This is a genomic window from Kitasatospora sp. NPDC034533, from assembly GCF_055575155.1.
The window spans coordinates 70489-89423 of sequence record NZ_JBVITE010000033.1 but is presented as its reverse complement, the minus strand read 5'-3'; the positions used below and the strand labels follow the sequence as shown (position 1 = coordinate 89423).

The 18935-nt window shown below is 72.7% G+C and carries 12 protein-coding genes; 4 read left to right on the top strand and 8 right to left on the bottom strand.

The annotated features are described in order from the left end of the window. Nucleotides 1-85: 85 nt before the first annotated feature. The gene (locus ACZ55U_RS22695) at nt 86-778 is read right to left on the bottom strand and encodes a TetR/AcrR family transcriptional regulator (protein ID WP_465528295.1); all 693 of its coding nucleotides are present in this window, start codon (nt 776-778) and stop codon (nt 86-88) included. Between the two features lie 365 nt (nt 779-1143). On the opposite strand from ACZ55U_RS22695, the gene ACZ55U_RS22690 reads away from it, so the two are divergent. From ACZ55U_RS22690 to ACZ55U_RS22675, 4 genes are all read left to right on the top strand, one after another. Continuing rightward, nucleotides 1144-2139, top strand: coding sequence for a tetratricopeptide repeat protein (locus tag ACZ55U_RS22690; protein ID WP_465528293.1), 996 nt, complete (start codon nt 1144-1146; stop codon nt 2137-2139). 703 nt (nt 2140-2842) lie between these two features. Beyond that, nucleotides 2843-3505, top strand: coding sequence for a DUF6230 family protein (locus tag ACZ55U_RS22685; RefSeq protein ID WP_465528291.1), 663 nt, complete (start codon nt 2843-2845; stop codon nt 3503-3505). 131 nt (nt 3506-3636) lie between these two features. Continuing rightward, the gene (locus tag ACZ55U_RS22680; RefSeq protein WP_465528289.1) at nt 3637-4296 is read left to right on the top strand and encodes a DUF6114 domain-containing protein; all 660 of its coding nucleotides are present in this window, start codon (nt 3637-3639) and stop codon (nt 4294-4296) included. Further along, entirely contained in the window at nt 4293-5687 is a 1395-nt protein-coding gene (locus ACZ55U_RS22675; RefSeq protein ID WP_465528287.1) for a DNA polymerase III subunit gamma/tau domain-containing protein, read from the top strand. The genes ACZ55U_RS22680 and ACZ55U_RS22675 overlap by 4 nt, the downstream gene beginning before the upstream one ends. A 62-nt stretch (nt 5688-5749) precedes the next feature. Here the strand turns inward: ACZ55U_RS22675 and pyk are convergent, their stop codons facing one another. The 7 genes from pyk to ACZ55U_RS22640 all read right to left on the bottom strand — a co-directional run bounded on the left by pyk (nt 5750) and on the right by ACZ55U_RS22640 (nt 18906). Further along, complete coding sequence (gene pyk / locus ACZ55U_RS22670) at nt 5750-7177, bottom strand: pyruvate kinase (protein WP_465528285.1); 1428 nt, start codon at nt 7175-7177, stop codon at nt 5750-5752. A gap of 94 nt (nt 7178-7271) precedes the next feature. After that, a complete protein-coding gene (locus ACZ55U_RS22665) occupies nt 7272-8495 on the bottom strand; it encodes an acetate kinase (RefSeq protein WP_465528283.1) in 1224 nt (407 codons plus the stop codon). A gap of 146 nt (nt 8496-8641) precedes the next feature. Next, nucleotides 8642-10774, bottom strand: a complete 2133-nt coding sequence (gene pta, locus ACZ55U_RS22660) for a phosphate acetyltransferase (RefSeq protein ID WP_465528281.1) — start codon at nt 10772-10774, stop codon at nt 8642-8644. A 151-nt stretch (nt 10775-10925) separates the two neighbouring features. Next, complete coding sequence (glgB, locus tag ACZ55U_RS22655) at nt 10926-13430, bottom strand: 1,4-alpha-glucan branching enzyme (protein WP_465528279.1); 2505 nt, start codon at nt 13428-13430, stop codon at nt 10926-10928. 58 nt (nt 13431-13488) lie between these two features. Continuing rightward, nucleotides 13489-14979, bottom strand: a complete 1491-nt coding sequence (locus ACZ55U_RS22650; RefSeq protein WP_465528277.1) for a maltokinase N-terminal cap-like domain-containing protein — start codon at nt 14977-14979, stop codon at nt 13489-13491. 250 nt (nt 14980-15229) lie between these two features. After that, nucleotides 15230-16954: a maltose alpha-D-glucosyltransferase gene (treS, locus tag ACZ55U_RS22645; RefSeq protein WP_465528275.1), complete on the bottom strand. Its 1725-nt coding sequence runs from the start codon at nt 16952-16954 to the stop codon at nt 15230-15232. After that, nucleotides 16951-18906 (bottom strand): alpha-1,4-glucan--maltose-1-phosphate maltosyltransferase, encoded by a 1956-nt coding sequence (locus ACZ55U_RS22640; protein WP_465528299.1) that lies wholly within the window; start codon nt 18904-18906, stop codon nt 16951-16953. The genes treS and ACZ55U_RS22640 overlap by 4 nt, the downstream gene beginning before the upstream one ends. Between the last annotated feature and the right edge of the window lie 29 nt (nt 18907-18935).

Below are 18935 nucleotides of genomic sequence, written 5' to 3'. Positions count from 1 at the left end.
GGGTGAACGTCCTGTGGGCTCTGATCCGTGACGGACGGTGCTACCAAGGCGACCTCCCAGTCACATCAGCGGCTTGACAACAGCATTAGGAGGTGGTGAGCGGCCCGAGCAGCAGGTCGGTGAAGCGGCGGGTCCACTCGGGGGTGATCGGCTCGCCGCTGACCAGCACGCGGTGCTCGACGGTGCCCGCGATGGTGTCGAAGATGATGTCGACCTCCTCGCGGGCCGCCGCGTCGTCGGTGTCCGCGTCCAGCTCGCCGCGCGCCTGGGCGGCCGCCCGGCCCTGGCGGACCAGCCGCTTCTGCGGGTCCACGATGGACTCGCGGATCCGGCGCCGCAGCTGCCGGTCGCGGGTGCCCTCGGCGAACAGCGCGAGCAGCGCCGCCTGGGTCTCCGGGCGGGCCAGCAGGTCGGCGAACTGGGCGACCACGGCCTCGATGTCGGACCGCAGGCTGCCGAGGTCGGGCATCACCAGCTCGTCGAAGAGGCTGGCGACGGCGTCCACCACCAGTTCGTTCTTGGAGGGCCAGCGGCGGTAGAGGGTGGTCTTGGCGACCTTGGCGCGGCTCGCCACGTGGCCCATGGTCAGCCCGCCCCAGCCGAGTTCGGCCAGGGTCTCGCGGGTGGCGTCGAGGATCGCGCGGTCGGCGGCGGCGCTGCGCGGGCGGCCCTTGGCCCGGGCGGCGCCCGCGGGCTCCGGGGGCGGACCGGCCTGCTCCGGGCACGTCCACGTCCGGTCCGGGCTCTCCGGGGTCCCTGGGGGCTGGGCGGCCGGCACCGGGCCTCCTTGCGGTTTACTGGTAAGTAACTTGGGTGGGGCTGGTAACGGTAGCGACTGTTCGCCCGTTCGGGCAGCCGGGCGCCCCGGGAAAGTGGGGCAGGTCACGTCGCCGAACCGCCGGTGGGGCTTGCGGGCGGGGCCCCGGCTCCAGTTACGCTACGACTCGTAGCGAAAGCAGTGACAACCAGGCGCCGCGTCCCGTGGGACGGGAGCGGCGCGGGCGCGGGTGGGGATCCGCGCCGGACCGTCCAGGCTACCGGGGGAGGGGCGCCGCGCCCGGGAACCGGCACCGCGCGGCCCGCGCGGGGCGACTTTCCGGAGGTTGGTGCCCGCGAGCAGCGCGGACGGGGGAGGATGGTGCCATGCAGCCACGGAATTCGCGTCTCAACAGTGCCGCCCTGCGCGGTGCGGTCGACCTCGCCGCAGTGAAGGCGGCCGGCGAAGCCGCCCAGAAGGCCGAGCAGGCCCGGGCCGAGCGGGCCCGTCAGGCGGCCGCCGCCGACTCGGACGGGTCTGCCGCCGTCCGGCCCGGCCACCAGCTCGTCATCGACGTCACCGAGGACACCTTCGAGGCCGAGGTCGTCCAGCGCTCCACCGAGGTGCCGGTCGTCATCGACTTCTGGGCCGAGTGGTGCGGGCCCTGCAAGCAGCTCAGCCCGGTCCTGGAGAGCCTGGCCGAGGAGTACGCCGGCCGCTTCGTGCTCGCCAAGCTCGACGTGGACGCCAACCCGCTGCTCTCCCAGCAGTTCGGCATCCAGGGCATCCCCGCCGTGATGGCCGTGGTGGCCGGCCAGCTGGTGCCGCTGTTCCAGGGGGCGGAGAGCGCCGCCAACGTCCGCAAGATCCTGGACCAGCTGATCCTGGTCGCCGAGCAGCGCTTCGGCGTGGTCGGCGGCGTCGCGGGTGCCCCGGGCGAGTCCGCGGCCGCCGCTCCGGCACGCCCCGAGGACCCGGCGCTGGCCGCCGCGCACGACGCGCTGGACGCCGGCGACCTGGGCGGTGCCATCCGGGCCTACGAGAACGTGCTCGCCGAGCAGCCGGGCAACACCGAGGCCAAGCTGGGCCTGGCGCAGGCCGAGCTGCTGAAGCGGGTCGAGGGCCTGGACCTCCAGGCCGTCCGGGCGGCGGCCGCGGCCTCCCCGAAGGACATCGGGGTCCAGCTCCAGGCGGCCGACCTCGACCTGGTCGGCGGTCATGTCGAGGACGCCTTCGGGCGCCTGGTGGACACCGTCGCGCGGACGGCCGGCGAGGACCGGAACGCCGCCCGGGTGCGCCTGCTGGAGCTGTTCGAGGTGATCGGCCCGGAGGACCCCCGGGTCGTCGCGGCCCGTACGGCGCTGGCGCGCGTGCTGTTCTGAGGCGGCGTCGGGCGCATCGCCTGGCACGTCCGTTGACCTGCGGTGTCGTCAGGTGATTTGGCGACAATCCGATCGACGGGTCAGAGGTTTACCAAATCTTGATTTCACCCGTGGGCGGTCACATTGCGTGACCGCCCACGGGTGTTTCGTCGGTATTTCCAGCGGATTTCGCCTTCACGTCTCCTCCAGGGCGTCACGCACGGTGCAAATCGGGTCGATTCCATGATCAACTCCACCTGGCGTTGGATTACCCGTCAGTAAGGAACCCCTTGTGCTTCGCCCGGGATTCAAGCACGATCGGCCACGCCCGGTCCCAGACTCCGCCACCCGCCGACCCCCGGTCGGCTTCGCGGAGCGCGGGATCCCCACCGGGTGATCCGTCGGCCCCGGCCGGCGGGAGGGAGGGCAGGGGGGTATCCGCGGTCCCACGGCGGTTCCTGTCCTTCGACCGGCCGCGCGGCCCTGCGCGGTCGCTGGTTGTCGCTCGGGGGTGATCGCCGATGTCGTCGGTCCTGCCCGCCGCCCCACAAGGTCGGCCGGTGCTCGGCCGGGAGGCCCGCCGCACGCGGGCCGTGCCCGGGTCCGACGACGCCCAAGGCGCTCTCCGCTACCGAGGACGTAGCTCTCTCCCATCCCAGGCCCCCACCGGTGCTGGACGCACCGTCGGCGAGCCGGAGATGTACGTCCTAGAAGGAGGACTCGCATGTCCCAGACCTACGGCAAGACCCGCTGGAAGCGCTTCGCACTGGTGATGGTGCCGAGCATCGCGGCCACCGCCGCGGTGGGCGTCTCGATCGCGAACAACGCGCTGGCGGCTTCGTTCAGCGTGTCCGGCCAGAGCTTCAAGGTCACCACGCCGGAGCTGCACGGCAAGAACTTCGCCCAGTTCGGCTCGATCGACGCGGAGACGAACGGCACTCCGCACCCGGTCGCGGTCTCGGCCTTCGACGAGGCCACCATCAAGGGCCTCTGCCAGTCCGTGGTGACCGACCCCAACGTCATCCCCGGCCTGCCGTGGAAGCTGCCCAAGGTCATCCTGCGCCTGGAGGCGGGCAACAGCGACGACGTCAAGAAGCAGGTCTACGCCAAGAACCTGCTGATCGACCTCGACCAGCTGAGCGCGGACGCCGAGTTCGGCAACATCAACATCGGCCAGGACGCCTCGACCCTCAAGGGCGAGGCCACCCAGGGCTGGAAGTCCAAGCTCGGCGGCCTGCCGTCCGGCGCGACCGGCTTCGCCCAGGCCGCCGACCGGGCCGACCTGTACAACGTGCAGCAGACCGCCTGGGCCACCTCGGCCGGCACCTTCAAGCTCCCCGGTCTGAAGCTCGCGCTGCACACCGACGGTAGCGGCGAGTGCTACTAGGCCGTTGACGGTGGGAGGGCCGGGCCCGGCCCCCCACCTGACGGCACCCGCGGGACCGGGGGCGGCGCGCACGCCGCCCCCGGATCCCGCGTCTCGTCCATCCCTCGTTCCCACCATCGAGGAGCTGCACCGTGTCCAGCGCCCTTGCCCCGTACCGGCCCGCCGAGCACGAGAACCCCGCCCAGTGGGTGCGCCGGGCGTTCCGCACCTTCCGCCGGACGCGGCCGTTCTACGGCGGTCTGCTGGCCCTGATCGCCGCCTTCCCGATCATGTACTTCCCGTACGCCAAGCTCTCGTTGGGCGGCATGACGGTGGCCATGGCCACCACCGGGGGCGCGGGGGCGCTGATCATCGGCGTGCTGCTGATCGTGCTCGGGCTGACCGCGTGGTTCCAGCCGACGGTGCGGGTCTTCGCCGGCATCGCCTCCATCCTGCTGACGCTGGTCTCGATCCCGGTCTCCAACCTGGGGGGCTTCGGGCTGGCGATCCTGCCGGGCGTGATCGGCGGGGCGCTGATGGTCTCCTGGGCGCCGTTGCCGGAGCCCGCGGCGCGGGCGGCGGCCGAGGGCCGACGCCGACGCCGGGGCAAGGGCGGCGATGCCGAGGACGCGGCGGCCGGGAACGCCCTGGCGCAGAGCGTCGCCGCCGAGGCCGCCGAGGCCGCGCCCGCCAAGGCCGCGTCCGCCCCCGAGCCCGCGCCCGAGCCCGCCGTCGAGGCGCCCACCACCAAGCTGCCCGCCCAGGCCGTGCCGCAGCAGGCCGGCGCCGTGGACCAGGAGGAGGCACGGTGACCGAGCCGGCCGAGCAAGCCGACGGTACGACCGTTCCCGCGCAGCGCTCCGGCCGGCACGCGGCCCCGCGCACGCCCGTACGGGCCCGGTTGAGGGGCCGGGCCCTGGCCATGGCGGCGGTGCCGACCGCGTTGCTGATGGCCGCGGCCTACACACCCCACCCGGCGGTCGCCGAGTCCGCGGCGGGCAAGCCCTGCGGCACCGCGCCGGCCGCCGTGCCGGACGTGGCGCCGCTGGAGACGCCGGTGCCCAAGGGCGAGCTGCCCGAGCCGCCGCCGGGCCCGTCCGGCACGCCGGATCCGGCCACGGCCACCGCGCCCCCGGCCGCCCCTCCGACCGGACCCTCGACCGATCCGGGCTCGGTGCCGACCCAGGTGCCGGCCACCGCGCCCGCCCAGCAGCCCACTTCGCCGGTCAAGCCCTCGGCCACCGGCACGCCCGACCGGCCCGGGGCCGTCGGCAGCGGCACCGGCACCGTGACCAAGACCGGGCTGATCGACGACCTCGTCGGCGGTCTGGGCAAGCTGTTCGACCCGAAGGGCTCGTCGAGCCCGAGCGCGAACGCGAGCCCGGCGACCGGCGCGCCGACCGCCACCCCCGCCGCGTCCGGCGGCCCGGCCACCCCGGCCCCGCACACCGGCACCCCGGCGCAGCCGGGCCCGCAGGCCGCGCCGACCGCCGGCCGGCCCGCCGCCGACGAGCCCTCGCCCGCCGCCACCGCGAGCGGCAGGCCGAGCACCGGGCCCACGCCGTCCACCGGGGCGTCGCCCTCCGCCGACGCGTCCCCGAGCGCGGACGCGTCGCCGAGCGCCGGCGCCTCCCCGACCGCCACGCCCACCGAGAACCCCAACTGCGACGTGGACGCCCGCGGCCTGACCGCCGGCGCGGCCGCCCCCGGGCATGTCGTCCCGGAGCAGAACTGGACGCTGAGGACCAGCCGGCTCGCCCTGCACGGCGCGGCCTTCCACGGCGTCTACGACGTGAAGACCCCGACCGGCAGCAAGCGCGTGCTGAAGTTCGTGGTCGACAGCGTGGACATCGACAACCTCGACATGTCCACCCTGGAGGGCAACGGCGTGACCTTCCACGTCCAGGGCCGTCCGGGCTCCACCTCGACCATGCGCAACGGCCCGGTCACCATGTACGTGGAGCGGCTGTCCGGCCACCTCTCCAAGGTGCTCGGCCTGCCGATCCCGATCGACCTGGGCGAGATCACCCTCACCCCGGACACCCTGCCGCGCTGGCTGTACGACCTGATCGGCTCCGTGCCGATCCCGCTGGACCTGGAGCTGACCGGCGTCACCGCCAAGCAGGCCGGTCAGTTCGGCGGCACCCTGCACATCCCGGGGATGCGCCTGTTCAACGACGACGCTCCGTACAGCGACCGGTGACGCCCGTGGGGCGGCCCTCCCCAGGGAGGACCGCCCCACGCGCGTTCAGGCCTGACGGAGGCTCACTCGCTCCGGGTGCCCAGGTGGTGCACCTGCACCATGTTGGTGGTGCCGGGGATGCCGACCGGGACACCGGCGGTGACGATGACGGTCTCGCCCTCGCCGAGCCGGCCCATCCGCAGCAGCTCCCGGTCGACCTGCGCGACCATCGCGTCGGTGGTGGCCACCTGCTCGGTCACGTACGCCTCGACACCCCAGCTCAGCGAGAGCTGGTTCCGGGTGGCGGCGTCCGGGGTGAAGGCGATCACCGGGATCGGCGAACGGTAGCGGGACAGCCGGCGGGCGGTGTCACCGGACTTGGTGAAGGCGACCAGCGCCTTGCCGTCCAGGAAGTCGCCCAGCTCGCACGCCGCACGGGCGACCGAGCCGCCCTGGGTGCGCGGCTTGCGGCCCGGGTTGAGCGGCTGGAGGCCCTGGGAGACCAGCTCCTCCTCGGCCCGCTCGCAGATCCGGCTCATGGTGCGGACGGTCTCGACCGGGTACTTGCCGACGCTCGACTCGGCGGACAGCATGACCGCGTCGGCGCCGTCCAGGATGGCGTTGGCGACGTCGGAGACCTCGGCGCGGGTCGGGCGCGAGGCGTGGATCATCGACTCCATCATCTGGGTGGCGACGATGACCGGCTTGGCGTTGCGGCGGGCCAGGGTGATCAGCTGCTTCTGGACCAGCGGGACCCGCTCCAGCGGGTACTCCACGGCCAGGTCGCCGCGGGCGACCATGATGGCGTCGAAGGCGAGGACGATCTCCTCCATGGCCTCGACGGCCTGCGGCTTCTCGATCTTGGCGATGACCGGCACCCGGATGCCGACCTCGTCCATGACCTCGTGGACGTCCTTGATGTCGTCCGCGTTGCGGACGAAGGACAGGGCGATCATGTCGACGCCCAGGCGCAGCGCGAAGCGCAGGTCGTCCTTGTCCTTCTCGGACAGGGCGGGCACGTTCACGGCCGCGCCGGGCAGGTTGATGCCCTTGTTGTTCGAGAGCACGCCGCCCTCGACGACCACGGTCTTCACCCGCGGGCCGTCGACGCTGACGACCTCCAGGGCGATGACGCCGTCGTTGATCAGGACCGGGTCGCCGGGCTTCACGTCGCCGGGCAGGCCCTTGTAGGTGGTGCCGCAGATGTGCTGGTCACCGGGGACGTCCTCGGTGGTGATGGTGAACTCGTCGCCGTTGTCGACGGTCACCGGACCGTTGGCGAAGGTCGCCAGACGGATCTTGGGACCCTGGAGGTCGGCCAGGACGCCGATGGCCTTGCCGGTGTCCTCCGAGACCTGGCGGACCTTGCGGTACCGCTCCTCGTGGTCCGCGTGGTTGCCGTGGCTCATGTTCAGTCGGGCGACGTTCATGCCCGCCTCGACGATGGCCTTCAGCTGTTCGTAGGAGTCCGTCGCCGGACCCAGGGTGCAGACAATTTTCGCTCGGCGCATATGGATCAGTCTATCCGTTCGTGTTATAGGCGCATTCGGCACGTACCGGGAGGAATCGCCGACGAAACGTTCCGAGGAGTGGGACGGATCCGTATCAGTCCTCGGACTCCCGGCGCTCCCGGTGCACCAGCGCGAAGGCCTGTCGGGCGATCTCCAGCTCCTCGTCGGTGGGCACCACGGCGACCGCCACCCGGGCGTACTCGGGGGAGATGATCCGGGCCTCGCCGGATCGCACCGAGTTCAGCTCCGGGTCCACGGCGATGCCCAGTTCCTCCAGTCCCGCGGTGGCCGCCGCGCGCACCGGCGCGGCGTTCTCCCCGACGCCCGCGGTGAACGCGATCGCGTCCACCCGGCCGAGCACCGCGTAGTAGCCGCCGATGTACTTGCGCAGCCGGTGGACGTACGCCTCGAACGCCAGCTTCGCGTCCTCGTCCCCGGTGTCCGCGCGGTGCATGATCTCGCGCATGTCGTTCTCGCCGCACAGCCCGCGCAGGCCGCTGCGGCGGTTGAGCAGGTCGTCGATCTCGTCCACGGACAGCCCGCCGACCCGGTGCAGGTGGAACACCACACCGGCGTCGATGTCACCCGATCGGGTGCCCATGACCAGGCCCTCCAGCGGGGTGAGGCCCATCGAGGTGTCGACGCAGCGGCCGCCGCTGACCGCCGAGGCGGAGGCGCCGTTGCCCAGGTGCAGCACGATCACGTTGACCTCGGCCGGGTCCTTGCCGAGCAGCCGGGCGGTGGCCCGCGAGACGTACTGGTGGGAGGTGCCGTGGAAGCCGTAGCGGCGCACCCGGTGCCGGTCGGCGACGTCCTTGTCGATCGCGTAGCGGGCCGAGTACTCGGGCATCGAGGCGTGGAACGCGGTGTCGAAGACGGCCACCTGGGGCAGGTCGGGGCGCAGCGCGCGGGCCACCTCGATGCCGGTGATGTTGGCCGGGTTGTGCAGCGGGGCGACCGGGATCAGCCGGCGGATCTCCTTGACCACGTCGTCGGTGATCACGGTCGGCTCGGTGAACCGCAGGCCGCCGTGCACCACCCGGTGGCCGATCGCGGCCAGTTCGGGGGAGTCCAGCCCGAGGCCGTCGGCGGCCAGCTCGTCGGAGACGGCCTTGAGCGCGGCGGCGTGGTCCGGGAAGACCTGGACGCTCTCGCGCGGCCCGCCGGTGCGCGGGGTGTGCACCAGCCGCCCGCCGGCCTCGCCGATCCGCTCGACCAGCCCGGAGGCCAGCCGGGCCCCGTCCAGCATGTCGATCAGCCGGTACTTCACCGACGAGGAGCCAGCGTTCAGCACCAGAACGCGGGTACCGCCGCTCATGCTCCCACCTCGCTGCCCTCGGCGGTCGCTTCGCGAGACGCGCACCCGTTGATGATTCGCTCGCTCCGCTCGCTCATGCGCCCACCTCGCTGCCCTCGGCGGTCGCTTCGCGGGATTCGCGGGACACGCACCCGCCGATGGTTCGCTCACTCACTTGCGGTCCCCTTGTGGTCCTGCGACTGGATGGCGGTGATCGCGACGGTGTTGACGATGTCCTGCACCAGGGCCCCGCGCGAGAGGTCGTTGACGGGCTTGCGCAGCCCCTGGAGCACCGGGCCGACCGCCACCGCGCCGGCCGAGCGCTGGACCGCCTTGTAGGTGTTGTTGCCGGTGTTGAGGTCCGGGAAGATCAGCACGGTGGCCCGCCCGGCCACCGGCGAGCCCGGCAGCTTGGTGGCCGCGACGTGGGCGTCCACCGCCGCGTCGTACTGGATCGGGCCCTCGACCAGGATGTCCGGCCGCAGCTCGCGGACGATCTCGGTGGCCTTGCGGACCTTGTCGACGTCCGCGCCGGAGCCGGAGGTGCCGGTCGAGTAGGAGAGCATCGCGACCCGCGGCTCGACGCCGAACTGGGCGGCGGTGGCGGCCGACTGGATGGCGATGTCGGCCAGCTGCTGGGCGTCCGGGTCCGGGTTGACCGCGCAGTCGCCGTACACCAGCACCTTGTCGGCCAGGCACATGAAGAAGACCGAGGAGACGATCGCGGCGCCCGGGGAGGTCTTGATCACCTCGAAGGCGGGGCGGATGGTGGCGGCGGTGGAGTGCACCGCGCCGGAGACCATGCCGTCCGCGATGCCCTCCTGGACCATCAGGGTGCCGAAGTACGAGACGTCGGTGACCACGTCCAGGGCCAGTTCGACGGTCATCCCCTTGTGGGCGCGCAGCTTGGCGTACAGCTCGGCGAACTGGCGGCGCAGCGGGCTGGTGGCCGGGTCGACGATCCGGACCTGGGCGCGGTCGGCGCCGGCCTCTTCCTGCGGCAGCTCGATGCCGTGGGCCGCGGCCGTGCGGTGCACCGCGTCCGGGTCGCCGAGCAGGGTGAGGTCGCAGATGTTGCGGCGCAGCAGGATCTCGGCCGCGCGCAGCACCCGCTCCTCGGTGCCCTCGGGCAGCACGACGTGCCGGCGGGCGCCCCGGGCGCGTTCCAGCAGCTCGTGCTCGAACATCATCGGGGTGACCCGCTCGGACCGGCCGACCTCGATCAGGTTGGTCAACTCGGCGGTGTCGACGTGCAGTTCGAACAGGCCGAGGGCGATCTCGGCCTTCCGGGGGCTGGCCGCGGTGAGCTTGCCCTCGATGGGGGTGAGGTGAGCGGCGGTCGGCCAGCTGCCCTCGGGGACGACCGCGACCGGGGTGCCGGGGGCGAGCCGGGAGGCCAGGGCCATCACGTTGGGGCCGGGGTGCAGGCCGAGCGTCAGCAGCACGCCGGCGATCGGCGGGGCGCCGGCGGCGTGCGCGGCCAGCGAGCCGATCACCAGGTCGGCGCGGTCCCCGGGGGCGACCACCAGGGCGCCCTCGGTCAGCGCGTCCAGGAAGGTGGGCAGCATGGCGCCGCCGAAGACGTAGCCGCGCACGTCCCGGGCGAGGCCGGCCGGGTCCCCGAGCAGCACCTCGGCGCCGGTCGCCTCGACCAGCTGCGCGACGGTGGGCGCGGCCAGCGCCGGCTCCTCCGGGATGACGTAGGCGGGGATCGGCAGCTTCCCGGCGAGGGCGCGCTGGACCGGCTGCTTGATGCCCGGGGCGACCCGGTTGGCGATCATCGCCAGGGTCTCGCAGCCGAGGTCGGTGTACGCCCGGTGGGCGTTGCGGACCTCGGCGACCACCGTCTCGGTGTCCTCGCCGTGCCCGCCGACCACCGGCAGCACGGCGGCGCCGAACTCGTTGGCCAGCCGGGCGTTGAAGGCCAGCTCGTCCGGGATGCCGGTGTCGGCGAAGTCGGTGCCGAGCACCAGGACGGCCTGGCAGTGCCGCTCCAGCGCGTGGAAGCGGTCGACCAGGGTGGAGACCAGTTCGTCCTGCCCCCGGGCGGCCTGGAGCGCGGCGGCGTCCTCGTAGGTGAGGCCGTACAGCTCGGTGCCCGGCAGGTCGATCCGGTAGCGGGCGCGCAGCAGCTCGATCACGTGGTCCGTGCCGGGCTGCCCGGGCGCGGCGGCGTGGACCAGCGGGCGGAACACCCCGACCCGGTCCACCTGGCGGGTGAGCAGTTCCATGACCCCGAGCTCGACCGCCTGACGGCCGTCCCCCCGCTCGATGCCGGTCACGTACACGCTGCGCGCCACGTGGGTGTCTCCGTCCCGTCGTCTCGGAAGGTGGTCATATCCGACCATACCTTCGCACCCCGAACGACCGTCCGCGAGCAGAAGGCGCAGCCCGGGACAAGGGCCGGAGGTCCCGCCGTGGCGCCCGCCCGGTGGGGCGGGCGCCGGGGGTTCAGCGGGCGGGACGCAGCCAGATGGTGGCGAGCGGGGGGAGGACCAGCTCGGCGGAGCGGGGCTGGCCGTCCCACTGCACGGGCTCGGCCTTGACCGGGCGGGAGTTGCCGACGCCGCTGCCGCCGTACTCCTCGGCGTCGGTGTTCAGCACCTCCTCCCACAGCTGCTCGCGGCCCGCCAGCCGGGGCAGGCCGACCCGGTGGCCGTGCCGGACGACCGGGGAGAAGTTGCAGACCGCGACGAGCGGCGAGCCGTCGGCCGCGTACCGGACGAAGGAGAGCAGGTTGTCCTCGGCGGCGCCGCCGTCGAGCCAGCGGAAGCCCTCCGGGACGGTGTCCAGCTCCCACAGTGCCGGGGTGTCGAGGTAGTGCCGGTTGAGGTCGGCGACCAGCCGGCGCACCCCGAGGTGGTCCCGGTGGGCGGGCCACTGTTCGTCGAGGACCCACCACTGGGGGCCCTGTTCGTGGTCCCACTCCGCGCCCTGGGCGAACTCCTGTCCCATGAAGAGCAGCTGCTTGCCCGGGTGGGACCACATGAAGCCGAGGTAGGCGCGGTGGTTGGCGCGCTGCTGCCACCAGTCGCCGGGCATCTTGGAGACGAGGGCCTGCTTGCCGTGGACCACCTCGTCGTGGGAGATCGGCAGGACGTAGTTCTCCGAGTAGGCGTACACCATCGAGAAGGTGATCTCGTTGTGGTGGTACTTGCGGTGCACCGGCTCCTTGGACATGTAGACCAGCGAGTCGTGCATCCAGCCCATGTTCCACTTCAGCCCGAAGCCGAGGCCGCCGGCGTCGGTGGGCCGGGTGACCCCGTCCCAGGCGGTGGACTCCTCGGCGACGGTCACCACGCCGGGGCAGCGCCGGTAGACGGTGGCGTTCATCTCCTGGAGGAAGGAGGCCGCGTCCAGGTTCTCCCGGCCGCCGAACCGGTTGGGCGTCCAGGCGCCGCCCTCGCGGGAGTAGTCGAGGTAGAGCATCGAGGCGACGGCGTCCACCCGCAGGCCGTCGATGTGGAACTCCTCGCACCAGTACACCGCGTTGGCGACCAGGAAGTTGCGCACCTCCTTGCGGCCGTAGTCGAACTCCAGCGTCCCCCAGTCGGGGTGCTCGGCGCGCAGCGGGTCGGCCGGCTCGTAGAGCGGCTCGCCGTCGAAGCGGGCGAGCGCGAAGTCGTCCTTGGGGAAGTGCGCGGGCACCCAGTCGACGATCACGCCGATGCCGTGCCGGTGCAGGGTGTCCACGAGGTACCGGAAGTCGTCGGGCGAGCCGAGCCGCGCGGTGGGGGCGTAGTAGCCGGACACCTGGTAGCCCCAGGAGCCGCCGAAGGGGTGCTCCATGACCGGCATGAACTCCACGTGGGTGAAGTTCAACTCCTTGAGGTAGCCGGGAAGTTGCTCGGCGATCTCCCGGTAGCTCCTCAATTCCGGCCGCCAGGAGGGCAGGTGCAGCTCGTACACCGACATCGGCGCCCGGTGGTGCGCGGCGCGGGCCCGCCGGGCCATCCACTCGCCGTCCTGCCACACGTGTCCGGAGCTGGTGACCACCGAGGCGGTGCCGGGCGGGCACTGGGCGGCCCGGGCCAGCGGGTCGGCCTTGTCCAGCACCCAGCCCTGCCGGGTGTGGACCTCGTACTTGTAGGTGGTGCCCTCGGCCAGGCCCGGGACGAACAGCTCCCAGATCCCGGAGGAGCCGAGCGAGCGCATCGGGTGCCCGGTGCCGTCCCAGTGGTTGAAGTCGCCGATCAGCCGCACCCCGACGGCGTTCGGCGCCCAGACCGCGAAGGCGGTGCCGGCCACCCCGTCGACGGTGCGCACGTGCGAGCCGAGCGCCCGCCACAGCTGCTCGTGCCGGCCCTCGGAGATCAGGTGCAGGTCGAGTTCGCCGAGGGTGGGCGGGGTGCGGTAGCCGTCGTACTGGCGCAGCGGCCCGCCGCCGGGGTACGTCACCAGCAGGGTGTAGTCCGGCGGATCGCCGCCGGCCACCAGGCCGGTGAACAACCCGCCCTGCTGGTGGGTGAGTTCGGCCGGGCCCTGGGAGGTCTCGACGACCACCCGCTCGGCGAACGGGCGCAGCACCCGGATCGCGGTGCCGCCGTGCACCGGGTGCGCCCCGAGCAGGGCGTGGGGGTCGTGGTGCTGCCCGCTCACCAGCCGGTCGACCTCGGCCGGCGGCAGCGGTGCCTCGGGCAGGCGCAGCGCCCCGGCGAGGGCCGGCTGCTCGGGGTCCGGGTGGTCCCCGGCCGCGACCGGGCGGGCCGCCGGGGGCCGCGGGCCGGTGCCGGTGCTCCCCTCCTCCTCGGCCGCCGGGCGCGCCTCGGGCCGGTGGCCGCCGGGCCCTTCGGTCGTCGGCCCTTGGGCCGTCGGTCCTCCGGCTGTCCGTTCTCCGGTTGTCCGTCCTCCGGCGGTCGCCCCCTCGACCGCCGGCCCCTCGGCGGGGAGCGGTGCGGCCAGGAAGGTGGCCGGTACGGGGCGGGCGGGGCGGCCGGTCGGGTCGATCGGCGTCACGGCGGGGTCCTCCTGCGGCGGGGGTGGGCGAACTCCTGCGGGCGGTGCGGCAAGCGGGTCAGACGGACAGGGCCAGCCGGTTGATCGCGGCCAGCGGGATCGGCAGCCAGCTCGGCCGGTGCCGGGCCTCGTACACCACCTCGTACACCGCCTTGTCGATCTCCAGCGCCCGCATCAGCTCCGGCGAGGCGGCCGGGTCGGCGCCGCCGCCCGCGGTGTAGCCGGCGCAGAAGGCGGTGCGGTTGCGCTGGGCCCAGGCGGCGGCCAGGTGGGCGAGTTCCGGGTCGGCCGGGCCGCCGGCCAGCAGGTGGGCGGCCGCGTAGTCGAAGGAGCGCAGCATCGCGGCGACGTCGCGCAGGGCCGGCTGGGGCTCGCGGCGCTCGTTGACCGACTTGGCGGGCTCGCCCTCGAAGTCCAGCAGCACCCAGCCGTGCGGGGTCCGCATCGCCTGCCCGAGGTGCAGGTCCCCGTGGATGCGCTGGACCGGCAGGCCGTCCGGGTGGGCGTCGGCGAGCTGCTGGAAGGCGGAGCGCAGCGCCGTCCGGAAGCGCAGCAGCCCGGGGACGGCGGCGACGGCGCTGTCCAGCCGGTCGGCCATCGTGCCGGCCAGCCGGGCGGTCTGGGCGCGGTCGAGCCGGGCGACCGGCATCGAGCGGGACAGCACCCGGTGCACCTCGGCGGTGGCCCGGCCGAGCCTGTGCGCCTCGATGGCGAAGTTGCCGGGGGAGCGGTCGCACTTGAGCCGTCCGACCCGGTCGAGGGCCAGCTCCCAGCCGTCCTCGGCGTCCGGCAGGTAGCGCTGGAGCAGCCCGAGGGTGGCGGGCTCGGCGCGTTCCATCCGGCTCTCGAACCAGGCGGCGACCCGGGGGATGCGGGTGGAGCCGGCCCGGGAGAGCGCGAGCGAGAGCTCCAGGTCGGGGTTGGTGCCGGGGTGGATGCGGCGGAACAGCTTGAGGATGTACGAGGTGCCGTAGATGACCGAGCTGTTGGACTGCTCGGCGGTGGAGGCGCGGCCGGGGAGGTTGGTGGGCAGCCCGGAGCCGGGGGTGCGGCGGAAGGACAGCGCGCCGAAGCGGTCGCCGGTGGCCAGGTGCTCCAGCAGCCGGCCGGTGAGCTCCGGGTCGTGCACCGCGTCGTAGAGGGTCGCGCCGTCGTACGGGCCCTGGCTGAGCCGGCCGAGCAGGGCGCCGGGCCCGATGTCCCCGAGCCCGGCGGAGCGGATGCCGAGCAGCAGCTGGTAGATGTCGCCGTGCGGGGCGCCGGCCGTGGTGGCGTGCTCGACCCGCAGCAGCAGGTGCAGCAGGGCCGGGTCGCCGACCTGGAGCGGGGTGCCGACCACCGGGGTGAGGCCCGTGATGGGGCGACCCTTGCCGGCGTACCAGCGCTGGGTGGGCAGCCAGGTGGCGATCAGCGGCAGGGCGGCCTGGACGAGTTCGCTGACCCCCAGGGCGGTTCTCCGGGCCCCGGCGCCCCGGGTGCCCGACGGCGTGGCGGGGCCGGCGGGGGCGGTGGCGTCCAGGTGGGCTTGAGAACGGGAGGTTTCGGACATGGCTCCCTTTCCCCGGAAGCACGCGGACTGCCCGACGGGTCGTGGCCGGGTCCGTCAGTCTTCCGGATTGCGGCGGCGCGGCGGTCGCGGCACGCGAGCACGGCTCGGGTGTCACGCCTTCGTGTGGGTGGCCGTTGGGCTGTTCTCCGTACGCGGTGGAGCGGAGAACAGCGGGGGCGCGGGGTTCAACTCGCGCCCCCGGAGGGGCTGGTGGTGCCGTTCGCGCTGGTGTGCGGCGTGCGGCGGATCGTTACTTCGACCGCCTCGTCCCGCTCAGGCGCGGGGGCTGCCGGAGCTGGAACCAGTAGAAACCGTGCCCGGCCAGGGTGAGCAGGTAGGGCCATTCGCCGATCGACGGGAAGCGCACCCCGCCGATCAGCTCGACCGGGTACCGCCCGCCGTACCGCCGCAGGTCCAGCTCGGTCGGCTGCGCGAACCGCGAGAAGTTGTTCACGCACATGACCAGGTCCCCCTCGTACTCGCGCACGAAGGCCAGTACGGCGGGGTTGCTGGACGGCAGTTCGGCGTAGCTGCCGAGGCCGAACGCGGGATTGAGCTTGCGGATCTCGATCATGCGACGCGTCCAGTGCAGCAGCGAACTCGAACTGCTCTGCTGCGCTTCGACGTTGGTCACCTGGTAGCCGTACACCGGGTCCATGATGGGCGGCAGACTGAGCCTGCCCGGGTCGGCGGAGGAGAAACCCGCGTTGCGGTCCGGGGTCCACTGCATCGGGGTGCGCACGCCGTCCCGGTCGCCGAGCCAGATGTTGTCGCCCATGCCGATCTCGTCCCCGTAGTACAGCACCGGCGAGCCGGGCAGGGAGAGGAGCAGGGCGGTGAACAGCTCGATCTGGTTGCGGTCGTTCTCCAGCAGCGGGGCGAGCCGGCGGCGGATGCCCACGTTGGCGCGCATCCGGGGGTCCTTGGCGTACTCCGCGTACATGTAGTCGCGCTCCTCGTCGGTGACCATCTCCAGGGTCAGCTCGTCGTGGTTGCGCAGGAAGATGCCCCACTGGCAGCCGCCCGGGATCTGCGGGGTCTTGGCGAGGATCTCCGAGACCGGGTAGCGGGACTCCCGGCGCACCGCCATGAAGATCCGGGGCATCACCGGGAAGTGGAACGCCATGTGGCACTCGTCGCCGCCCGAGGCGAAGTCGCCGAAGTAGTCGACGACGTCCTCCGGCCACTGGTTGGCCTCGGCGAGCAGCACGGTGTCCGGGTAGTCGGCGTCGATCTCCTTGCGGACCCGCTTGAGGAACTCGTGGGTCTCCGGGAGGTTCTCGCAGTTGGTGCCCTCGCGGGCGAACAGGTACGGCACCGCGTCCAGCCGGAACCCGTCGATGCCGAGGTCCAGCCAGAACCGCAGCCCGGCGATCATCTCGTCCTGGACCCGGGGGTTGTCGTAGTTGAGGTCCGGCTGGTGGGAGAAGAAGCGGTGCCAGTAGTACTGCTTGCGGAGCGGGTCGTAGGTCCAGTTGGAGGTCTCGGTGTCGACGAAGATGATCCGGGCGTCCGGGTACTGCTTGTCGTCGTCGGCCCACATGTAGAAGTCGCCGTACGGCCCGTCCGGGTCGGTCCGGGAGGCCTGGAACCACGGGTGCTGGTCGCTGGTGTGGTTCATGACGAAGTCGATGATGATGCGCATGCCGCGGGCGTGGGCGGCGTCGACGAACTCCATGAAGTCGGCGAGGTCGCCGAACTCCGGCAGCACCGAGGTGTAGTCGGACACGTCGTACCCGCCGTCGCGCAGCGGCGAGGCGAAGAACGGCGGGAGCCAGAGGCAGTCGATCCCGAGCCACTGGAGGTAGTCGAGCTTGGCCGTGAGCCCCTTGAGGTCCCCGACCCCGTCGCCGTTGCTGTCCTGGAAGGACCGCACCAGCACCTCGTAGAAGACCGCACGCTTGAACCACTCGGGGTCGAGCTTCTTCTTCGAGGTCTCGGGGAAGGTGTCGGGGACAGGCTCGTTCACTGTCACGCTGGGTTCCTCCGAACCGTGAGGAGGTGAGCCGGCTCGGCTGAGGGATCGAGCCGGACGTAGTTGTGCCGGCCCCAGGTGTAGACGGCGCCGGTGAGCTCGTCGTGCACCGCGTACGGGCCGTCGCCGTCCAGCGTGACGGTGGCCTCCTGGACGTGGTGCGGGTCGAGGTTCACCACGGTGATGACCCGGTCGGTGAGGCCCTCGGGGGTGGTCGCGGTCTTGGAGTAGGCGAGCACCTGGTCGTTGTCGGTGGGGTGGAAGCGCAGGTCGCGCAGCTGCTGGAGGGCGGGGTGGCGGCGGCGCAGCCGGTTCAGGACCGTCAGCAGCGGGGCCAGGGTGTCGGTGCGGCTCCAGTCGCGCGGGCGCAGTTCGTACTTCTCCGAGTGCAGGTACTCCTCGGAGCCCGGGTGGGCCGGCTCGTTCTCGCACAGCTCGTAGCCGGCGTAGACGCCGTAGCTGGGGGAGAGGGTGGCGGCGAGCACCGCGCGGACCGCGAAGGCGGCGCGGCCGCCGTGCTGGAGGTACGCGTGCAGGATGTCCGGGGTGTTGGCGAAGAAGTTGGGCCGCATGTAGGCGGCGGCGTCACCGGTGAGTTCGGTGAGGTACTCGGTGAGTTCCGCCTTGGTGGTGCGCCAGGTGAAGTACGTGTACGACTGGTGGAAACCGATCTTCGCCAGGGTGTGCATCATCGCCGGGCGGGTGAAGGCCTCGGCCAGGAACACCACGTCGGGGTCGGTGCGGGCGATGTCGGAGAGCACCCTCTCCCAGAAGACCACCGGCTTGGTGTGGGGGTTGTCGACCCGGAAGATCCGAACGCCGTGCGACATCCAGAAGCGGAGGATCCGGATTGTTTCCTTGACGATTCCATCCATGTCCTGGTCGAAGTTGACCGGATAGATGTCCTGGTACTTCTTCGGCGGATTCTCGGCGTACGCGATGCTGCCGTCGGCGCGATGGCTGAACCATTCCGGGTGCTTGTTCACCCAGGGGTGGTCCGGGGAGCACTGGAGGGCGAAGTCCAGCGCCACTTCCAGGTGCAGCGCCCGCGCCTCGGCGACGAAGTGGTCGAAGTCCTCGATGGTGCCGAGGTCCGGGTGGACGGCGTCGTGGCCGCCCTCGGGGGAGCCGATCGCCCAGGGCGAGCCGACGTCGTGCGGACCGGCCGTCAGGGCGTTGTCCGGGCCCTTGCGGAAGGCTCGGCCGATCGGGTGGACCGGCGGCAGGTAGACCACGTCGAAGTCCATCGCGGCGATGGCCGGCAGCCGTTCGGCGGCGGTGCGCAGGGTGCCCGGGCGCGGCGGCTCGACGCCGTTCGGGTCCACCACGGCGCCCTCCGAACGGGGGAAGAACTCGTACCAGGAGCCGAACAGCGCGCGCTCGCGGTCCACCTGGAGCGGCAGCGGGCGGGAGGCGCTGACCAGTTCGCGCAGCGGGTGGCGGGCCAGCACGTCGAGCACCTCGGGGGCGAGCGCGGCGGCCAGCCGGGACAGCGGCGGCAGGGCCTGGTCGCGCAGCGCGTCGGCGGCGGCCAGCACGTCGGCCCGGCCCTCCTTCTTGGGCACCCCGGCGGCGGCCCGCTCCAGCAGCCGGGCGCCCTCCTCCAGCACCAGCGCGGTGTCGATGCCGGCCGGCAGCTTGACCGAGGCGGCCTTGCGCCAGGTGGCGACCGGGTCGCTCCACGCCTCCACCAGGTACGACCAGCGGCCGGGCGCGGTCGGGGTGACGTGGGCACCCCAGCGGTCGGTGCCCTCGGCCAGTTCGCGCATCGGCGTCCAGGGGCCGCTGCGGCCGCGCGGGTCGCGCAGCACCACGTTGGCGTTGACGGCGTCGTGGCCCTCGCGGAAGACGGTCGCGGTGACCAGGAAGGTCTCGCCGGTCACCGCCTTGGCGGGGCGGCGGCCGCCGTCGACGAGGGGGCTGACGTCCAGGACGGGGATGCGGCCGATCACGGTGTCGCTCTCTGTCGTCTTGCGGGCGG